Below are 16256 nucleotides of genomic sequence, written 5' to 3'. Positions count from 1 at the left end.
AGAAGCTTTTCGCTCCGTTTGATATGTCAATTTTAAAGTTAAGCCATTGAGACAGCCTCCTTTATATATCATCATACCATGTCATTTATAAGAAAAATTTCTTTCTTCTTATTTTCCCTACTTAGTTTCTGCTCCTGTCAAAAAAAGGATTCAAAGAGTATGCTTACTCATGTTGACTGGGGAGTAGTCCAAGAATATTATTTAGAAAATATAAGTCAAGCCATTTCGTTGATGGATAGTTTGACCTATAGCGATACGGGAAACCAATCAAACAAAGAGATTTTTAAACAGATTCGAATAGCTTTTAAAAAGGCCGAGCCATACTCAGCATATCTCAAACCTGAAGTAGGTCATCGAGTCAATGGTCCAGCACTACCAGTATTTAGAGAAAACAGTGGTAGAGTACTAGCACCAGTAGGATTGCAACGTCTGGAGGAAATGATATACCTCAACGACGCTACTAAAGATGACTTCACAGAAACGGTTCGGATTACCAAAGGAATGATGTTAGTCCTCAAAAGTGAGGTGGAGTATTATCAAATATCACCTAAGCGCTTTTTTATATCGACCAAGCAGCAATTATTTCGACTCGTAAGTTTAGCTATGGCTGGGTTTGATACACCTGTCAGCGGATTATCTATTAGTGAAACAGCCGTATCTCTGGAGAGCTTGTGGTATCTATACTCTAATAGCATAAGGCCAATTATTCTATCCAAGAATGAAGATTTGGATAATAGGTTTAAACAAGACATAGATGACGCAACCAACTATATTGATAGTAACCCAGATTTCTCTGATTTTGATCAATATACTTTTATTCGTAATTACTTAAACCCTGTTACTAGGGAGTGGGCCAATATTATAACAGAGAGCGGACTTTGGTCAGGAGAAAATTCTGTAGCATTAAACCTAGAGTCACCTACTTTCTTCGAAAAAGACTCTTGGAATACTCCCTACTTTTTGACTTATACCGACCGTATTGATTCTTCGAGAGTATTGCTAGGTAAAAAACTATTTTTTGACCCTAAAGTATCAGGACAAGGAAACATGTCTTGTGCCACATGTCATCTACCCGATAGAGCATACGCTAGCAATAAGCAATTTGATTTGGATAATGCAGGGAAGGAGTTAGATAGAAACACACCGACCCTTATCAACAGTGTTTATCAAAAAGCATTTAAATGGGATGGGAAAGCACAAAATATAGAAGATCAAATTTCTCTTGTCTTCTTAAATGATAGAGAGTTTGATACTGATGTACATCGATTTTCAGAGAATCTTTTGTCAGACACATCTTATATAGAACAGTTTCAAGATGCATTCGGTAAAGTACCACATTCGAACAGAGAGGTAATAGAGGTCATAGGAGAATATATTGCTACACTGAACAGCTTTGACTCCAAATTTGACAAGAATATAAGAGGCGAATTAGAGACATTTACTAGTAGCGAAAAGAGAGGCTTCAATTTATATATGGGAAAAGCTCTGTGTGGAACATGTCATTTTGTTCCTCTGACTAATGGTAGCGTGCCTCCATTTTTTAATGAAACAGAAAAAGAAGTGATAGGTGTTCCCAAAACATCAGATAACAAGCAACTGGATGATGACTTAGGGTTTTACACTGTATATGGTAAAGAAATTCATCGAGGGATGTTCAAGACGCCCTCTATTCGAAATGTGACAAAATCAGCACCATATATGCATAATGGAGTCTATGAGACTTTAGAAGAAGTAATAGATTTTTATGATTTAGGAGGAGGAGCAGGTTTGGGTTTTGACATTCCATATCAAACGCTACCATTTGATAGTCTTAGCTTATCAAAACGAGAGAAGAAAGATTTGATAGCATTTATAGAGACATTAACAGAGTAATCATCAGGCAACAAGCGAGGATTTAATCTAGAATCTCTTTTTGACATAATGTACCTGCTACATTTTATTAAAGTAATCATAACTTTAGTTATTCTCGTCAGTACATTCTCCTGTATAACTTGCAGGAGTTAATGAGAGAAATTAATGAGCAGCAGTACTTTAGACAATAGTTCTGATATTGAACTAATGAAGCTTGTCAAAAGTGGTAATCAATTGGCATTTGATCAGCTTTACAATAAATATTGGAATTTGCTATTTTCAATAGCTTACCAAAAAACAGGGTCACAGTGTGATGCTGAAGACTTAGTGCATGAGGTATTTTTGGATATATGGAAAGGCAGGGAAAAAATTGAGATCAAATCTTCTTTTGCAGCATATATAGCCACTTCCTTGAAGTATAAAATATTCAGGCAGATAGAATCTAAAAGTGTCAAACAACGATACCAACAGCATGTCGTCAGCAGTAGAGAGGAGACTGAACTGAATACTCAAAATTATTTGGCGTTTAACGAGCTCTATGATTTGATAGAAGAGTCAGTTGATGGACTGCCTGACAAGTGTAAATCAGTATTTAAACTGAGCAGAGAGCAAGACTACTCTATCAAAGAAATAGCAGAGGAGCTCGAAATATCTCCCAACACTGCTAAAAATCATATTAAGTATGCACTGAAGCAACTTAGAGTGGATTTATATGACTATCTCACCGTGGTATTGATTTTGAATGTAATACATCCAAATTAGAAATAGATAGTGCAAATTAGATGGTGTGTATAGGTTGTATTTCATATAGCCAAAGTAAGATCGACCATGCGATAAATCGAAAAATCATTGTTAGTATAGGAGTCATTGGAAAATAAGGATAATCAAGATCGAGTAAAAAGATCTATTCATAATATACTAGTCGGTAAGCATGATGATAGTGACTTGAATTTGGCTAATGAATGGTATCATAGTCAAAACGAGTTAGTAGACCCAAGTGAACTTGAGACCTTAAAGTCAACTATAGGTTCAAAAATCTTAAAAAGATTACATGACGATATTGAAGTACTCGAAAAACAGCGAATAAATAGAACAAAGAGACGGTGGGTATTGGGGAAAATCGCAGCTCTAATCGTCATAGTGACTTCTGTATATTTCTCTTATCACCAAGATCTGATGGAAAAAATATTCACTGCTATAGCATATAAGTCATATTCAAATTCTACTTCTGAAAGGTCGTTTCATCAGCTCCCAGATGGTACTCAAGTATGGTTAAACTCTAGTAGTTCAATATCTTTTAAAAATAAACTTGATGAAGAATCACGGGAGATAGAATTAGTAGGAGAGGCTTTTTTTGATGTAAAGAGAGATGAAAACAGGCCATTTATCATTCATACTGATAATGTTTTTACTACCGTCTTAGGTACTTCATTTAATATCTCAGCCCAACCAGACAAAAACATTGAAATTGCCGTTGCTACAGGTGTAGTACAAGTCGATGTGATGTCTAAAGGTGGAGGAGAAGAAATTGTAGATCAGGAAATATTAACGCCAAATCATAAGGCACAGTATAATCCTACAACTGGACAGCTTATTCAGTCTAAAGCTGATATGGGTATCCAATTAGCATGGAAGGCTGATACATTAGTTTTTAATAATACATCATTGCAAAAAGCTTTTGTAATGATCAGTAAGAAGTACATGGTCGATATAGAATTAGCAGAATCAGGTCATTCGGATTGCGCTATTAATGGAGAATATGGAGATGATTCACTTGAAAATATTCTTGATGCGATAAGTTTTTCAATAGGGTTTGATTATGAGTATGTGTCAAAAAACGAGATTGTCATTACCAAGATAAGCTGCCATTAGGAATTAAAAACCGCTCTGACTTAATAGAAATGTAACTATGAATAAGGTATACATCTATATTAAAAGAGCTGAATAGTTAGTGAGGTCTGAGCGTTTTCATTGGTTGCTTACAAATTTCATTTATAAAACAAATGTTTAGTGCTACAGCTATAAAGCAAATATTAGCGATTACACATATATTTTGTTTTGGTATCATGTCGAGTATTGCCGAAGATGCCAATGCTCAGGATGTGAAAAAATTGAACATATCTCTGAGGATAGAAGAAGTATCTCTAGTCGAAACATTTGAGCAGATTGAAGAGCTTACAGGTCTTCGGTTTCTATACTCTTCAGAGGTAATAAAAATATCCCAAAAAGTTTCTTTACATGCGAAAAATGAACCGTTAGAATTCGTTCTTAATTCTATTTCAAAACAAGTCAATGTTTCTTTCAAGCTCATAAACAATACGATATCTGTAAAGAAAGAATTGTCCATCAGGACAAGTCAAACTAAGAAGATATCAGGAATCATTGTGGATGCAGATACAGGAGATGAACTGATAGGTGCAACAGTCAAAGTTAAGGGGACCAATCGCGGGACCATTACAGATATAGAAGGTAAGTATAGTGTTGAAGTTACAGCATTAGACACATTAGAAGTAGCTTATGTAGGTTACAAATCAGTAGAGGAGAATATCAGTAAAAGGAGTATTGTGGATATCAAGATGGAATCCGATATCTCTCAATTGGATGAAGTAGTAGTAGTGGCATTAAATGTCAGAAAAAAACAAAAAGCTATAGGATATTCAACTCAAAAGATATCTGGTGTCGAAATACAAGAGGCTAACGAACCTAATTTAATCAATGCACTTAATGGAAAAATTGCAGGTGCTCAAATCACAAATACCAATGGTGGTATTGGAGCTTCTTCTACTATTATCCTGAGAGGATATAATTCATTATCGGGCAATAATCAGCCATTATTTGTAGTCGATGGTATCCCAATCAGTAATATGGTTCATCAAACTTCAAGAGCATTTGGAGGAGCAATCAGTCCAAATCAGAGTGGCTTTTTAGGAGAAGGGTTCAGGACAGACGATGACGGAGGAGAGATACAAGTAGATTTTGGGAATTCGGCAGCTGAAATAAACCCTTCGGATATTGAGACTATTCAAGTGCTGAAGGGTGCTACTGCTGCAGCTCTATATGGTGCTCGGGCGGCCAATGGAGCATTGCTAATCACAACAAAAAGTGGAGCAAGTCAAAGAGGCTTAGGAGTATCTTTCAGAACAAGTATTTCCGTTCAAACACCTTTAAAAACACCGAATTTTCAGACCCAGTTTGGTAAAGGAATTAATGGCTTGTATTCATTCCCGTATCTAAACTCCAATAGTGCAAGAAACTTTGGTCCCAAATTTACAGGGCAATTAGTGGATCAGTATAATCCATATCATCCAAATGACCCTAGGAGTCTTCCTTGGGTAAATGGACTGGGAAGTGATCCTATTCGAGATTTTCTTGAGCTTGGTATTACTCAAAACTATAGTCTGTCCATTACAAATAGTTTTGATAGTTGGAGCTATAGGTTTTCTTATAGTAGACTAAATCAAAAAGGTATGATACCGAATACCGATTTGCTCAGAAACTCTTTGATGCTCAATGTAAGAACACTCTTAGGAAAGAAAATAAAGGTATCTATTGGAATCAGCTATATCAATAGTGGAAGTAAAAACAGACCAGAAATAGGGGCAAAAAATTCTTCAAATATTGTCTATACATTTTTACGAACAGGAACAAACGAGCGATTGGATAAGTTGAAAAATTATTGGGAGCCTCAAAAAGAAGGTGAAAAACAGGCGACATCAGATCGGAAAGTAAATAACCCGTTTTTTTTGGCGGAGGAGAATATCAACTCCAATACACGCTATAGAGTAATGGGTAATGTTTTGGTAGATTATAAAGTCACGAATAGTTTGACATTTCAATTGCGTACAGGTAGAGACTTTTATCGTGACAATAGAATTGCCAAGAAGCCTTTTTCACATTTTCCATATAGCAATGGATTTTATGCAGAAGCCAGTGTTTTTTATGTAGAGGAAAATTCGGATGCATTACTGACATATGAAAAAGGTTTTGGGCTTTTGTCTTTAAAAGTAATTGGTGGTGGAAATCGTTTAAACCAACGTACAGAAGAGTTGAGAGCGAGTACTGACACTGATGGGTTGGTAGTACCCGGTTTGTTTAATTTATCAAATAGTAGGTCTCCGACTATTTCGGGTAATTATCTATCAAGAAAAAGTATCAATAGTCTTTATGGAGGTGTCACCATTGGATTTGATGATTATCTTTTTTTAGAAATAACTGGTCGAAACGACTGGTCAAGTGCTCTTCCTTTGAGTAATAATTCTTTTTTCTATCCGTCAGTATCATTGAGTGGGGTTATTTCTGATATAATTAATTTCCAACTGACATCCCCAGAGGACTATATCAAAACCAGAATAAGTTATGCTGCAGTAGGAAATGACACAAGTCCCTATCAGACTGATGTAATCACTATAAATGGACGTACAAATGAGAATATTACAATAAATACTGTAAACGGGACACTCGGGAACTCAGCCTTGAAACCAGAAGACATATCTTCTATAGAAGCGGGTGTCGAGACAAGATTATTGGATGATCGACTTTTCTTAGACGCTACTATATATTCTATCAAAAATAAACAGCAAATCGCAGTAATTCCTGTAGCTGCAGAGAGTGGTTTTCTAAAAAGAATAGCTAATATTCCTGCAACTATAACCAATAAAGGGATAGAGCTAACGGCTGTGGTGACGCCGGTTAAGACTGACCGTATTCGGTGGGACTTGACGATGAATTGGTCTCAAAATGTAAATAGAGTTTCAGGTCTTAAATATGGAGATAGTGAAAGAATAATCTTAGCAGAAAGATGGATTAATCTTGATGTAAAGAATAATGGTAGCTATGGCGATTTCTATGGTGATTTTCTACTAAAAGTTGATGAAAGTGGACAATATGGACAACAAGGAAGTCAAGTATACCAATCAAGTGGGCAAGCTGAAGAGTCAGATGATGGAGATTATAATGTGGAAGCAAAGCCAATACTTGGGAATGGAGTGCCTGACTGGATAGCAGGTATAAAAAGTACAATATCATATAAGGGATTTTCCTTTGGTTGCTTATTTGACATTAATTATGGAGGAAGGATTCACTCTCGTACTTATGTCAGTGGTAATCGCTTTGGGGCTTTGAAAGAATCTGTCAAGGTTTTTAGAAGAGATAATGCTGAAGCGGTTGATCTTGCTTTGCAAGAAGGACATAAAGTAGTAGATGGAGAACAGTGGATTGTACTGGATGGTGCAATAATAGATCGCAGCACAGGAGAAGTAATGGTCAATCGGAAATTGGTTGCTAGAGTTTCAAAAGTTTATGAAGGGTATTTCGACAATGATGCAATAGGGACGTTTGATAGAACCTTTGTCAAGCTTAGGGAACTGAAAATTAGCTATAGATTTCCAAGTAGTATTATTCGCAATTTATCCTTAGAGGAGGTCAATTTGACTGTATTTGGAAGAAACCTAATGCTTTGGGATAATGTTCCACATATTGACCCTGAGACGGCAGGTTACAGTGGAGAGCTAGTAGGAGGTGAGTTTTTCTCCCTTCCTTCAGCTAGATCATTTGGTTTTTCATTGACAGCGAAATTTTAAAGAATAAAGTTATGGCCTTGCATTGGAAGCATTCAGTATCAATGATTGTCACTTGTATTTTACTTGCATGTGATCAAGGGTTTGAAGAGATTAATATTAACCCTAATCAAGCCAATAACAATCCAAGTATGGCTTTGTTATTTGGGGCAATAGTTCCAGGGATAATTGATCAGAATATAAATTCACATCATACACCAGGTCAATTTGTACAGCAATTTGCATATGTAAATTCATCAACAGGAACACTTAACCTTGAAGATGACTTTGTATCAAGAAGAGCTTGGGAAATAGCCTATTCTGAAAATGATGGAGCATTGAGGAATGTGGAGGTATTGAGAGACGAAGCTCAAAAGCGAGATCATAGTGCCTACCAAGCGGTAGCAATAATACTTAAAGCTTACATGCTCAGTTATATCTCTGATCTCTTTGGAGATATTCCTTATATCGATGCAGGGCAGGTTTTTAAACTAGAAGATAAGTATTGGTTTCCGGTTTATGATCCTCAGAGAGTAGTTTACTATGCCATGATTTCAGATCTTCAAAAAGCAAACTTACTTTTAAAAAACTCAGTTGAATCAGAGACAATAGACAGTTCCAGAGATTTATTATTTTCAGGGAATAAACTAAAATGGAGGAAGTTTGCGAACTCGCTTCAAGTGAGGCTGTTGATGAGGATGTCAAATGTAGAGGACGTTTCTTCTGATCTAGCTCAGATATTTGGTTCTTCGTTAGAATTCCCTGTAATGGAGTCATTGGAGGATGAACCTGTATTTAGCTATAGGTCAGCTGCCAATTGGCCTTTCAATAAGAGTAGTCAAGCAATAAGTACAGTTAAACTTTCATCTACTTATGTAGAAATAATGAAAGGAACAAAAGGTGTCAATCAAATTTCAGATACCACAGATCCTAGACTTGAAAAGTTGCTTGACCCGACAGAGGCATCGATTGAACTAGGAAATCCAGAGTATATAGGTCAGCCAGTAGGTTTATCATCATATAATAAACCATCAAGAGAAACTTCTTCATTAAGTCAAAATTTAAGAGAGTTAAATAGATTTTATTTTATGACTTATTCAGAACTTAACCTTATTAAAGCAGAAGCCATTCACCGAGAGATGATCTCGGGAGTTTCCGTAGATTCATATAAAGAAGGTGTGTCTGCGTCGATAGAAAGGTATGGTATAGATATGTCTTCTACAGTTGTAACCAATTATTTAGAAGATATCACGAGTAAATATTCTGGACATGAACTAAAGCATATTGCTATTCAAAGGTGGCTAGACCAGCCTCTTAATGGATTTGAAGGCTATTCTGTCTGGAGGCGGATGGATATACCAAAGTTGACTCTTGGGCCAGATGTATTAGTGAGTCAGATCCCTACACGTTATTTTTATTCTAGTAAGACTATGGACAAGAATCAAGAAAATGCAGATATAGCAGTCAAGAGGGCTCCTTTGAATGGTAAGAACACTACCTATCAGAAAGTCTGGTGGGATTCAAAGTAGATTGATGACATTTTTCCTTCTAGGATATACTAGAAATTTCTGTTTCTTTTTGTAGAATACTGAATCCTAGTTGATCAATGACTTACTGTCATGATACTATTCCTATTGAATCGAATTCATGGAGGTTGGTTAACACTCTCTCTTTTACGATTTGAATGATTCTTTTTCTGAAGTTGTTTCCTAATTCATTTAGATTCTTGAACTCTTCTTCAGTGAAATTCCCCATGATCATTCCCCTAATTTCACTGTTGAGTTTTGCATCTTTACCAAAAGCAGTCGATATATATTTGATCCTTTTCTCTTCAGAAAATTCTCTAAAGTCTACTTTTTTCGTCTTCAGGTAGTTTCTCATATAGTGCATCAGAAGATCATGTTTCATCTTGATCACAGGTCTTAGTGTTTCATTTTGAAATTTTTCCTCTTTGCTGACTGCACTCTGAAAGTCGATTGTCTTGATTTCAGGTCTCTTCATGGTGCTTTACATTATTCACAGGTTCCCACTGTCTTTCATGATTCATTTGAAACGTGCCCAAATACTTTTTATTCCAGCTGTGCGGCGGAATTAAAGACAGGAAGTTTTTACTAGTTTTAGGGTTGTGATAGAGGTGGTATTTCTCTCCTATTATTGGTTCGAAATTGACATCAGCCTGATAAAGCATCTCATTGGTGTTGTATTCATCCATGAGGCGTTGATACTGATGTCTAATTTGATCCACCTTATTTCCAAAACTCTTGTTGAAAGTATGAACGCTACTTGATTTCCAGCTAGATAGGGAATCAGTATTAATAGTAGGAGCACCTACATTGGTTCCATATGGTTTTAAAGCAGCATTATAGGTTTGAGATTCTTCATCAAAAACTACTTGATCTGGTCGTTTCTTAGATTTAGGTGCTTTTTTCATGTCCACCTCATTGAGTTGACCAATGGAAAAAAAATTACTTCTATCGTGAATGAGGATAGTTGTTTTTTTTTCAGACAATATCTCTTCTTCTATTAGTCCAGTAATTAGTATACTGTCTGAGTAGAGTGGGATTTCTTCGAGGAATTTTATTTTCCACCTGGGGCTTTGATCATCACTAGTATCTTCAGCTCTTCCTTCATTTAGTGGTAACAGGTGAAAATTTTTGCTTTCAAATATAGTTTTCAAGAAAACACTAGAGTTTTCATTTTTATCTATCACAATAGCTACTCTATTGTTCCCAAGATTAATGGTCTGATTTACCGAACAGTATTTTACTGTTCCATTTTTATGAACTGCTTGAGCAATAAAAGGTTGGTTATAACTTTTGACTGAATGATACCCTGAGCTATGCAATTGATAAACGTAATTTGGTTATGTCTAACTATATCGTTGAAAGGTTAGACAAAGTTGCGTGAAAGTAGTAGTGATTTTAAAACTTTAGATAAGAATACTTCTAAGTCTGGAAGTTCAACACCTAACAAAGGGAGATTTTAAGGTGTTGTAGTTTTCAAGATACTTTATCGTTTTTGCATTATTTCGAGTATTCGTTTGAAAAATCCTAAGACATATCGAAATATGAGAGGCTAACGATTCAATAAATTGTAGAAATAAGGAAATATTGTACAACTTTGATAGTTAGAGATAATGTTAGAAAACCTGTTAACTAACGTTGAATAAAGTTTGTGAGGAGTAGGTTACTTCTGATATGGTTTGTGTTGTGTTTTGCACTTTATAGTTGCAAAGACAATGTGGTATGTCCAGCTTTTCAAAGCACGTATATACTGAATGACTCGGTGCGTCAAGCCCGATATAGCCTTTTCCTCAATGATAGTACTCCCAAATTTGCATTAGCCTCCCGACGTACTAAGTACGGTGTCAATAAAAAAACTAATTACTATCGAAAGAATTATGAGCTGATGACAGCTCCAAAGGAAAATATTCTGAAAACTCCCGTTTTCGATTCAGTCAACTTTGGAATAGATCAGGCTACTTTATTGGCTAGAGAAGATAAAAGAAGGGATGCTTTTAAATTATCTGGTGAGGAAGATCCTTTTTTAAGTCCTATAGACTCCATGTTGATGGTGTCGGATTCTACGATGCTTCCAGATTCTACTTGGGTTGTTGAGTCAAGAGTAGATTCTACTTCTTTGGATTCATTGACCATGATGGCGCTTAACGAACCAGATACTGTAGATGAAGGGCCTAAATATAAATACAGGTACCATACTGAGAATAACTTCAATATGGAGCAAGTGTACTATAACAAGTACTACGGAGAATTGTTTATTGATAATCGTCCTCCCCCCCCTAGTCCAGAGGAACTGGCAGCCATGCAAGCTAGAGCAGACTCAATCAAACAAGCTAATAAGAAGCCTTTCTTTGGGTTATTTGCTAAGGCTAACGCAGACGATCTAAAAGAGGATACTTCCGAGGAAGAATTTGACCTTGATGAGCTATTGGAAGGGACGGAAGCAGAAGACGAACTATTAGAAGAATCAGTAGAAACAGAAACTACTGAAGTACAAGAACCGGAAATTGAGGAGGAGAAGTCAGTGGAAGATAAGTCTGAGGAGGAATAGATAATAACTACCCCTTTTTGTAGTGCACTATTTCAGGTGTGGGAAACTTAATGAGAGCTGAGAAATTAGATTTCCAAAAATCAAGGTCGAGTAGTTTGCCTTCCTTATCCTTTGTCAATGATAAAACTACATTTTCTCCATCATCGTCTGTGTATTCACATTGTATAATGTCACCATCATACATATCTGGACGATCATTTTCGAAATTGATACTCCCCATGAATGGATCACCATATTCACTTACTCGCTCTGAAATTGGAAATTGATCTTCATTAAATCCAGCTTGTCCCAACATCGCCAATACAATTTCCTTTTCTTCTTTTCGAATATCTCTTAGCATACCTTCGAGGTGGTCAAATTTATTTTCTAGTACAGAAATGCCCCTTTATCATTGCCTGATACTATTACTTCAACATGTTCATTGATTGTAGTAGCAAGTTCATAACCTACATATTTAGGATAGATAGGAAAAGCCTTATGACTTCGGTTAATTATTGTAGCTACTTCAATTTTTTTAACATGAACATTCAAGAAAGCTTTTAATACAAAAGCTACAGTGCGTCCACTATTGAGCACATCGTCAATGATAATAATCGATTGATTTTCAAGCTCTTTTTTGGTCAAGGGAATTTGAATTTCCTCTTTTAAAGGTTGCTCTTTATTGATGTCAACTTTTACGATATTGGTAGTGATTTCACTAATTATACTAAGTTGATCATTGATCAAAGAAGCTATTTTGAAACCATTGTCAGAAACGCCTGCAAGGATAAGCTTTTTACGTTCAATATTGTGTTCATATATTTCATAAGCCATCCTAATGATGCGCTGATCTATTTGTTCACTGTCGAGAATCAAAGTCTTTTCACTTGCCATATACGCTCCTTAATGTGGGAATGGAATTACCTTGCTGTTTTTTAGGGTAGACAAAATTACCATAGACTGCAGTGAATCTACAACTTCAATCTCACTTACTTTATCTAGCATTACTTTTTGGTATGCATTAATATCTTTTGCTACCACTTTCAGCATAAAGTCTCCAGATCCAGTAGTATGGTGACATTCGATGACTTCGTCTATCTCTTTAATTTTGTCTAAAAAGGTTTCGATATTGGTTTTATTGATTCCCTTTAAAGAGACTTTGACAAAGGTTTTTACGCCAACTCCAATTTTGTCCATGTCTACTTGCGCATGATAACTTTCGATCAGACCATTTTGTTCTAGTTTTTTGACACGCTCTAGAGTCGGTGCAGGGGATAGCCCTATTTTTTCAGATAATTTAGCGTTCGTTATTTTACCATTTGATTGTAAAATTTCAATGATTTTTCGGTCGGTTTGGTCAATTTTTAAAATACCATTCATGGTTATGCTTAGATCTTAATTTTAATGGTCTGAAGAGAGGCTCTAGGACAAAATCAGCCATACTGCACAGAACTAATTTTGATCTTCTTTTATCGTTCAAAATGAACGTGGCAAAAGTATTAATTATGATGTAACAATAAAGCTCGAGTCAAGATTATTGAAATAGAGATAGGAAGTTATTTGAATTGGATGAAACCGAATACTCTTGAATCACTTTACTTCTTCCATATTTACCCATTTCTTGTCTAAGTGATTTGCTTTCTAATAACTTTTGAAGGTTTGATTTCCAATCCTCTTCTGAAATGCATAGAAACCCTGATTTACCTTCATCTACGATTTGAGTATTCACTCCGACAGGGCTTGCTAACACCGGTTTTTCTAGAGCCATGTATTGCAATGCTTTAAAACCGCATTTTCCCTTAGCCCATATATCATCAGTCAATGGCATGATGCCAATGTCAATTTGGTTAAGGTCTTCGATTTCTGTTTCCTTATCCCAAGCCTTAAACTCAATGTCTTTTATAAAGCTATGTGGTTCTTTATCTGCTATAATTCGGACCTCGAAATCATATTTCTTTTTAAGGTTAATCAAAATCTTTTTGACCATTTCTAAATACTTCAGGGTAGAGTGGGTTCCCGTCCAACCAATTACTGTCTTAGTATTTTGATAACTATTTGGGTAGTGAAGGTTTTCTGTATCTATAGTGGTAGGATTGATAAACACGTTTTTAGCATGTTTGCTGGCATATTCTGCAAGGTACTGATTACCTACACTTGCTTTATAACTCCATCTACAGATCCAGCCTACTTTTTGAGGGAACTTTATGATTGATGCAATCAAATTGGTCTCTGTAGTGTTTTCTAGCCAAATAGCATCGTCAAAATCATAAATAACTTTCTTATTCCAGAGCTTGGCAATGATCCATTCGAAAACAGGAGGGCCTATTGGTGCTGCTTCTCTATGGATAAAAATAAAATCGTAAGGGCTTAATCTTAGTAGTTGCCAAAATCTTCTAAGAAATCCATTTAGTATGCCTGAAATTTTTTTTAACCCATTTCCGGGTTTGTATAGAATTTTCCAGGTGTTCTCATCTAGAAAGCTTTGATGTTTATAATGAATATTATTTGATTCTAGAATATCAAGATACTGTTCATATCGAAATCGCTGAGAACCTGCTGTACCAAATGGATAAGGTGATAAAATGAGAACCCTTTTCATAATGGTGCTAAACTATATATTCCGCTCTAGGTAACTGGATATTCAGGCTTTAAATTACCAGCCTTCAGGAAGTCCTTTTTCAATTTCAATATTTGAGAATTCCGATGATTTCATCGGTCCACTTTTCAAAGCCCATTTAGCCATTCTATTTAGACCTTCATAAAGGCTTGTTTCTTTCGATGGAGAAAAAAACTTCTTGAACTTTTCATGACTTGAATGGGCGTGCAGCACTTCATTTCGCTCTTTTAGATATTTTATGGTGAACTTAGAGTTCATTGCCCTTCCGACTTCCTTGGCTAAATGATTTAAAGTATAATTTTCATCTGAACCTATGTTGAAAATTTGATTCCAAGTGTCAATATTCTTAGTGGATCGGGCAATGTAAGGTGCAACATCTTTTATATAACTGAATGCTCTAGTCTGTTTACCGTTACCAAAAATGGTTAGAGGCTGGTTTCTCATAATCTGGTTCATAAATATACCGATTACGTTACGGTACTTGTCACCTATGTTTTGCCTTTCACCATAGACATTGTGAGGTCGGAATATCACATAGTTTAAGCCAAATTGTTCTTTTGTGACTTTTAATTCTTGTTCTATGCTGTACTTGGCTATACCGTATGGGTCTTCTGGTTGAGGAATCATATCCTCAGACATTGGAGGAATTTGTGATCCATAAACAGCAATAGAGGAAGTAAATACAAAACACTTGATATTATGTTTTACAGATTCGTTGATCAGGTTGATACTTCCAATAACATTATTTTGATAATTGTATCTTTTGATAAAATGACTCAGACCTTCCGCTGCATAGGCTCCTAGATGATATACATAATCAAACTGGTGCTCTTTGAAAAGTTCTGAAAGAAGATCATGGTCTAGAATAGAACCATGAATAAATTTTGCTGATTTAGGTGTGTTAGAAGTAAAACCCCCGCTTAAGTCATCCAAAACGATAACTTTATGACCTAAGTCTAAAACTTCTTGAGCTACATGACTTCCAATGAACCCTGCACCTCCTGTGACTAGAGACGTTGGCATGATTTAGTCTAAAGCTATGGTTTTAACTATAAAAGCCTTTAATGGTATCAATGACATAATCTTGCTCTTCATTGGTCAATTCAGGGTAAAGTGGTAATGATAATATCTTTTTACTCTGTTCATATGCCACTGGATAGTCTTTTGGTTTAAATCCAAGTTGTTGATAGCATTTTAAAAATGGTAACGCATTAGGGTAATGAATTTGAGTTGCTATTCCCTTAGCGGCAAGGTTGATTTTCAAGCGGTCACGATCTTTGACAGAGATGACAAATAGGTGATAGACATGATAAGATTCATCATGAACAACTGGCAATTGTATCTGAGTTAGGTCTGCTAAACCATCAAAATATCGCTGAGCCAATTCTCTTCGTCTTTCAGTCCATTCTCTTAAATAAGGTAGCTTGACATTAAGCACTCCTGCTTGAATATTATCAAGACGGCTATTCATTCCTTCTATATGATGACTATGCTTAACCAACCCTCCATGACGTGAAAACATCCTCATACGGTTTGCAAATTCTTCGTCATTAGATATTATTCCACCAGCATCTCCATAAGCTCCTAAATTCTTGCCAGGATAGAAACTAAATGTTCCAGCTATTCCTGTTGTACCAGCTTTTATTGCATCTCTTTCTGCCAAGTGTGCTTGAGCACAATCTTCAATGATAGGTAGGTCATGTTTAGACGCTATTTGCTTAATGCTTTTCATATCAGCCATTTGACCGTATAAATGCACCGGAATAATCGCTTTGGTCTTATTGGTGATTTTCTTCTCAATCAATTTAGGATTGATTAAATGATCTTCAGCTATATCAACAAAAACGGGAGTAGCTCCCGTCAGTGAAATTACTTCTGAAGTAGAAATCCAAGATTGAGCGGAGGTAATTATCTCATCTCCAGACCCAACTCCAATCATTTTTAAAGCTATAAAAATCGCATCCGTTCCATTTGCGACTCCAAGACAGTGCTTGGCTCCACAAATATTAGCCCAATCATCTTCAAAAGTGTGGATGTTTTTGCCCCCAATAAAAGTTTGTGTATCTAAGATATAATGGATTTTTGCATCCATTTCTTCCTTGAGTGATTTGTATTGCTTCTTAAGATCGACGAAGTGAACGGTCATGCATTCATTAGTTTTAGTCGAGGCAAAGATATTGGAG

The 16256-nt window shown here is 35.9% G+C and carries 14 protein-coding genes; 6 read left to right on the top strand and 8 right to left on the bottom strand.

Annotated elements, in window-relative coordinates; all coding sequences use genetic code 11:
* The first annotated feature begins 159 nt into the window (after window positions 1-159).
* The 5 genes from DKG80_RS12025 to DKG80_RS12005 all read left to right on the top strand — a co-directional run bounded on the left by DKG80_RS12025 (window position 160) and on the right by DKG80_RS12005 (window position 8935).
* Window positions 160-1872, top strand: coding sequence for a cytochrome-c peroxidase (locus tag DKG80_RS12025; RefSeq protein ID WP_221409118.1), 1713 nt, complete (start codon window positions 160-162; stop codon window positions 1870-1872).
* 144 nt (window positions 1873-2016) lie between these two features.
* Entirely contained in the window at window positions 2017-2613 is a 597-nt protein-coding gene (locus tag DKG80_RS12020) for an RNA polymerase sigma factor (RefSeq protein WP_109831588.1), read from the top strand.
* Between the two features lie 105 nt (window positions 2614-2718).
* Window positions 2719-3723: a FecR family protein gene (locus DKG80_RS12015; protein WP_109831587.1), complete on the top strand. Its 1005-nt coding sequence runs from the start codon at window positions 2719-2721 to the stop codon at window positions 3721-3723.
* 131 nt (window positions 3724-3854) lie between these two features.
* Window positions 3855-7430: a SusC/RagA family TonB-linked outer membrane protein gene (locus DKG80_RS12010; protein ID WP_109831586.1), complete on the top strand. Its 3576-nt coding sequence runs from the start codon at window positions 3855-3857 to the stop codon at window positions 7428-7430.
* An 11-nt stretch (window positions 7431-7441) separates the two neighbouring features.
* On the top strand, window positions 7442-8935 hold the full coding sequence (locus DKG80_RS12005) for a SusD/RagB family nutrient-binding outer membrane lipoprotein (protein WP_109831585.1): 1494 nt from the start codon (window positions 7442-7444) through the stop codon (window positions 8933-8935).
* 88 nt (window positions 8936-9023) lie between these two features.
* Here DKG80_RS12005 and DKG80_RS12000 read toward each other — a convergent pair whose 3' ends face one another.
* Window positions 9024-9407, bottom strand: a complete 384-nt coding sequence (locus DKG80_RS12000; RefSeq protein ID WP_109831584.1) for a glyoxalase — start codon at window positions 9405-9407, stop codon at window positions 9024-9026.
* Window positions 9394-10251, bottom strand: coding sequence for a DUF2452 domain-containing protein (locus DKG80_RS21315; protein ID WP_221409117.1), 858 nt, complete (start codon window positions 10249-10251; stop codon window positions 9394-9396). Before DKG80_RS21315 ends, DKG80_RS12000 begins: the two co-directional genes overlap by 14 nt.
* A 440-nt stretch (window positions 10252-10691) precedes the next feature.
* On the opposite strand from DKG80_RS21315, the gene DKG80_RS11990 reads away from it, so the two are divergent.
* Entirely contained in the window at window positions 10692-11477 is a 786-nt protein-coding gene (locus tag DKG80_RS11990) for a hypothetical protein (protein ID WP_162555850.1), read from the top strand.
* A 7-nt stretch (window positions 11478-11484) separates the two neighbouring features.
* On the opposite strand, the gene DKG80_RS11985 is transcribed toward DKG80_RS11990, so the two are convergent.
* From DKG80_RS11985 to DKG80_RS11960, 6 genes are all read right to left on the bottom strand, one after another.
* Window positions 11485-11817, bottom strand: a complete 333-nt coding sequence (locus tag DKG80_RS11985; protein WP_245907001.1) for a DUF6984 family protein — start codon at window positions 11815-11817, stop codon at window positions 11485-11487.
* Between the two features lie 26 nt (window positions 11818-11843).
* Window positions 11844-12350: a phosphoribosyltransferase family protein gene (locus DKG80_RS11980; protein ID WP_109831582.1), complete on the bottom strand. Its 507-nt coding sequence runs from the start codon at window positions 12348-12350 to the stop codon at window positions 11844-11846.
* Between the two features lie 9 nt (window positions 12351-12359).
* Window positions 12360-12836, bottom strand: coding sequence for an Lrp/AsnC family transcriptional regulator (locus DKG80_RS11975; RefSeq protein WP_109831581.1), 477 nt, complete (start codon window positions 12834-12836; stop codon window positions 12360-12362).
* Window positions 12837-12990: 154 nt separating this feature from the next.
* Window positions 12991-14055 (bottom strand): glycosyltransferase, encoded by a 1065-nt coding sequence (locus DKG80_RS11970; RefSeq protein ID WP_109831580.1) that lies wholly within the window; start codon window positions 14053-14055, stop codon window positions 12991-12993.
* Between the two features lie 54 nt (window positions 14056-14109).
* On the bottom strand, window positions 14110-15096 hold the full coding sequence (locus tag DKG80_RS11965; RefSeq protein ID WP_109831579.1) for an NAD-dependent epimerase/dehydratase family protein: 987 nt from the start codon (window positions 15094-15096) through the stop codon (window positions 14110-14112).
* A 22-nt stretch (window positions 15097-15118) separates the two neighbouring features.
* Window positions 15119-16219, bottom strand: coding sequence for a DegT/DnrJ/EryC1/StrS family aminotransferase (locus DKG80_RS11960; RefSeq protein ID WP_109831578.1), 1101 nt, complete (start codon window positions 16217-16219; stop codon window positions 15119-15121).
* Window positions 16220-16256 lie beyond the last annotated feature (37 nt).

The sequence above is a fragment of the Reichenbachiella versicolor genome (assembly GCF_003171675.1).
GTDB classification, from domain to species: Bacteria; Bacteroidota; Bacteroidia; order Cytophagales; family Cyclobacteriaceae; genus Reichenbachiella; species Reichenbachiella versicolor.
This window is presented reverse-complemented; position numbering and strand designations above follow the sequence as displayed.

Bases quoted from the DNA above. Each gene is read 5' to 3' on its own strand.
- DKG80_RS12020 (WP_109831588.1), top strand. From the start codon at position 2,017: ATGAGCAGCAGTACTTTAGACAATAGTTCTGATATTGAACTAATGAAG.
- DKG80_RS12005 (WP_109831585.1), top strand. From the start codon at position 7,442: ATGGCCTTGCATTGGAAGCATTCAGTATCAATGATTGTCACTTGTATT.
- DKG80_RS11975 (WP_109831581.1), bottom strand. From the start codon at position 12,836: ATGAATGGTATTTTAAAAATTGACCAAACCGACCGAAAAATCATTGAA.
- DKG80_RS11985 (WP_245907001.1), bottom strand. From the start codon at position 11,817: ATGCTAAGAGATATTCGAAAAGAAGAAAAGGAAATTGTATTGGCGATG.
- DKG80_RS12025 (WP_221409118.1), top strand. From the start codon at position 160: ATGCTTACTCATGTTGACTGGGGAGTAGTCCAAGAATATTATTTAGAA.
- DKG80_RS11965 (WP_109831579.1), bottom strand. From the start codon at position 15,096: ATGCCAACGTCTCTAGTCACAGGAGGTGCAGGGTTCATTGGAAGTCAT.
- DKG80_RS12000 (WP_109831584.1), bottom strand. From the start codon at position 9,407: ATGAAGAGACCTGAAATCAAGACAATCGACTTTCAGAGTGCAGTCAGC.
- DKG80_RS12010 (WP_109831586.1), top strand. From the start codon at position 3,855: ATGTTTAGTGCTACAGCTATAAAGCAAATATTAGCGATTACACATATA.
- DKG80_RS11960 (WP_109831578.1), bottom strand. From the start codon at position 16,219: ATGACCGTTCACTTCGTCGATCTTAAGAAGCAATACAAATCACTCAAG.
- DKG80_RS11980 (WP_109831582.1), bottom strand. From the start codon at position 12,350: ATGGCAAGTGAAAAGACTTTGATTCTCGACAGTGAACAAATAGATCAG.
- DKG80_RS11970 (WP_109831580.1), bottom strand. From the start codon at position 14,055: ATGAAAAGGGTTCTCATTTTATCACCTTATCCATTTGGTACAGCAGGT.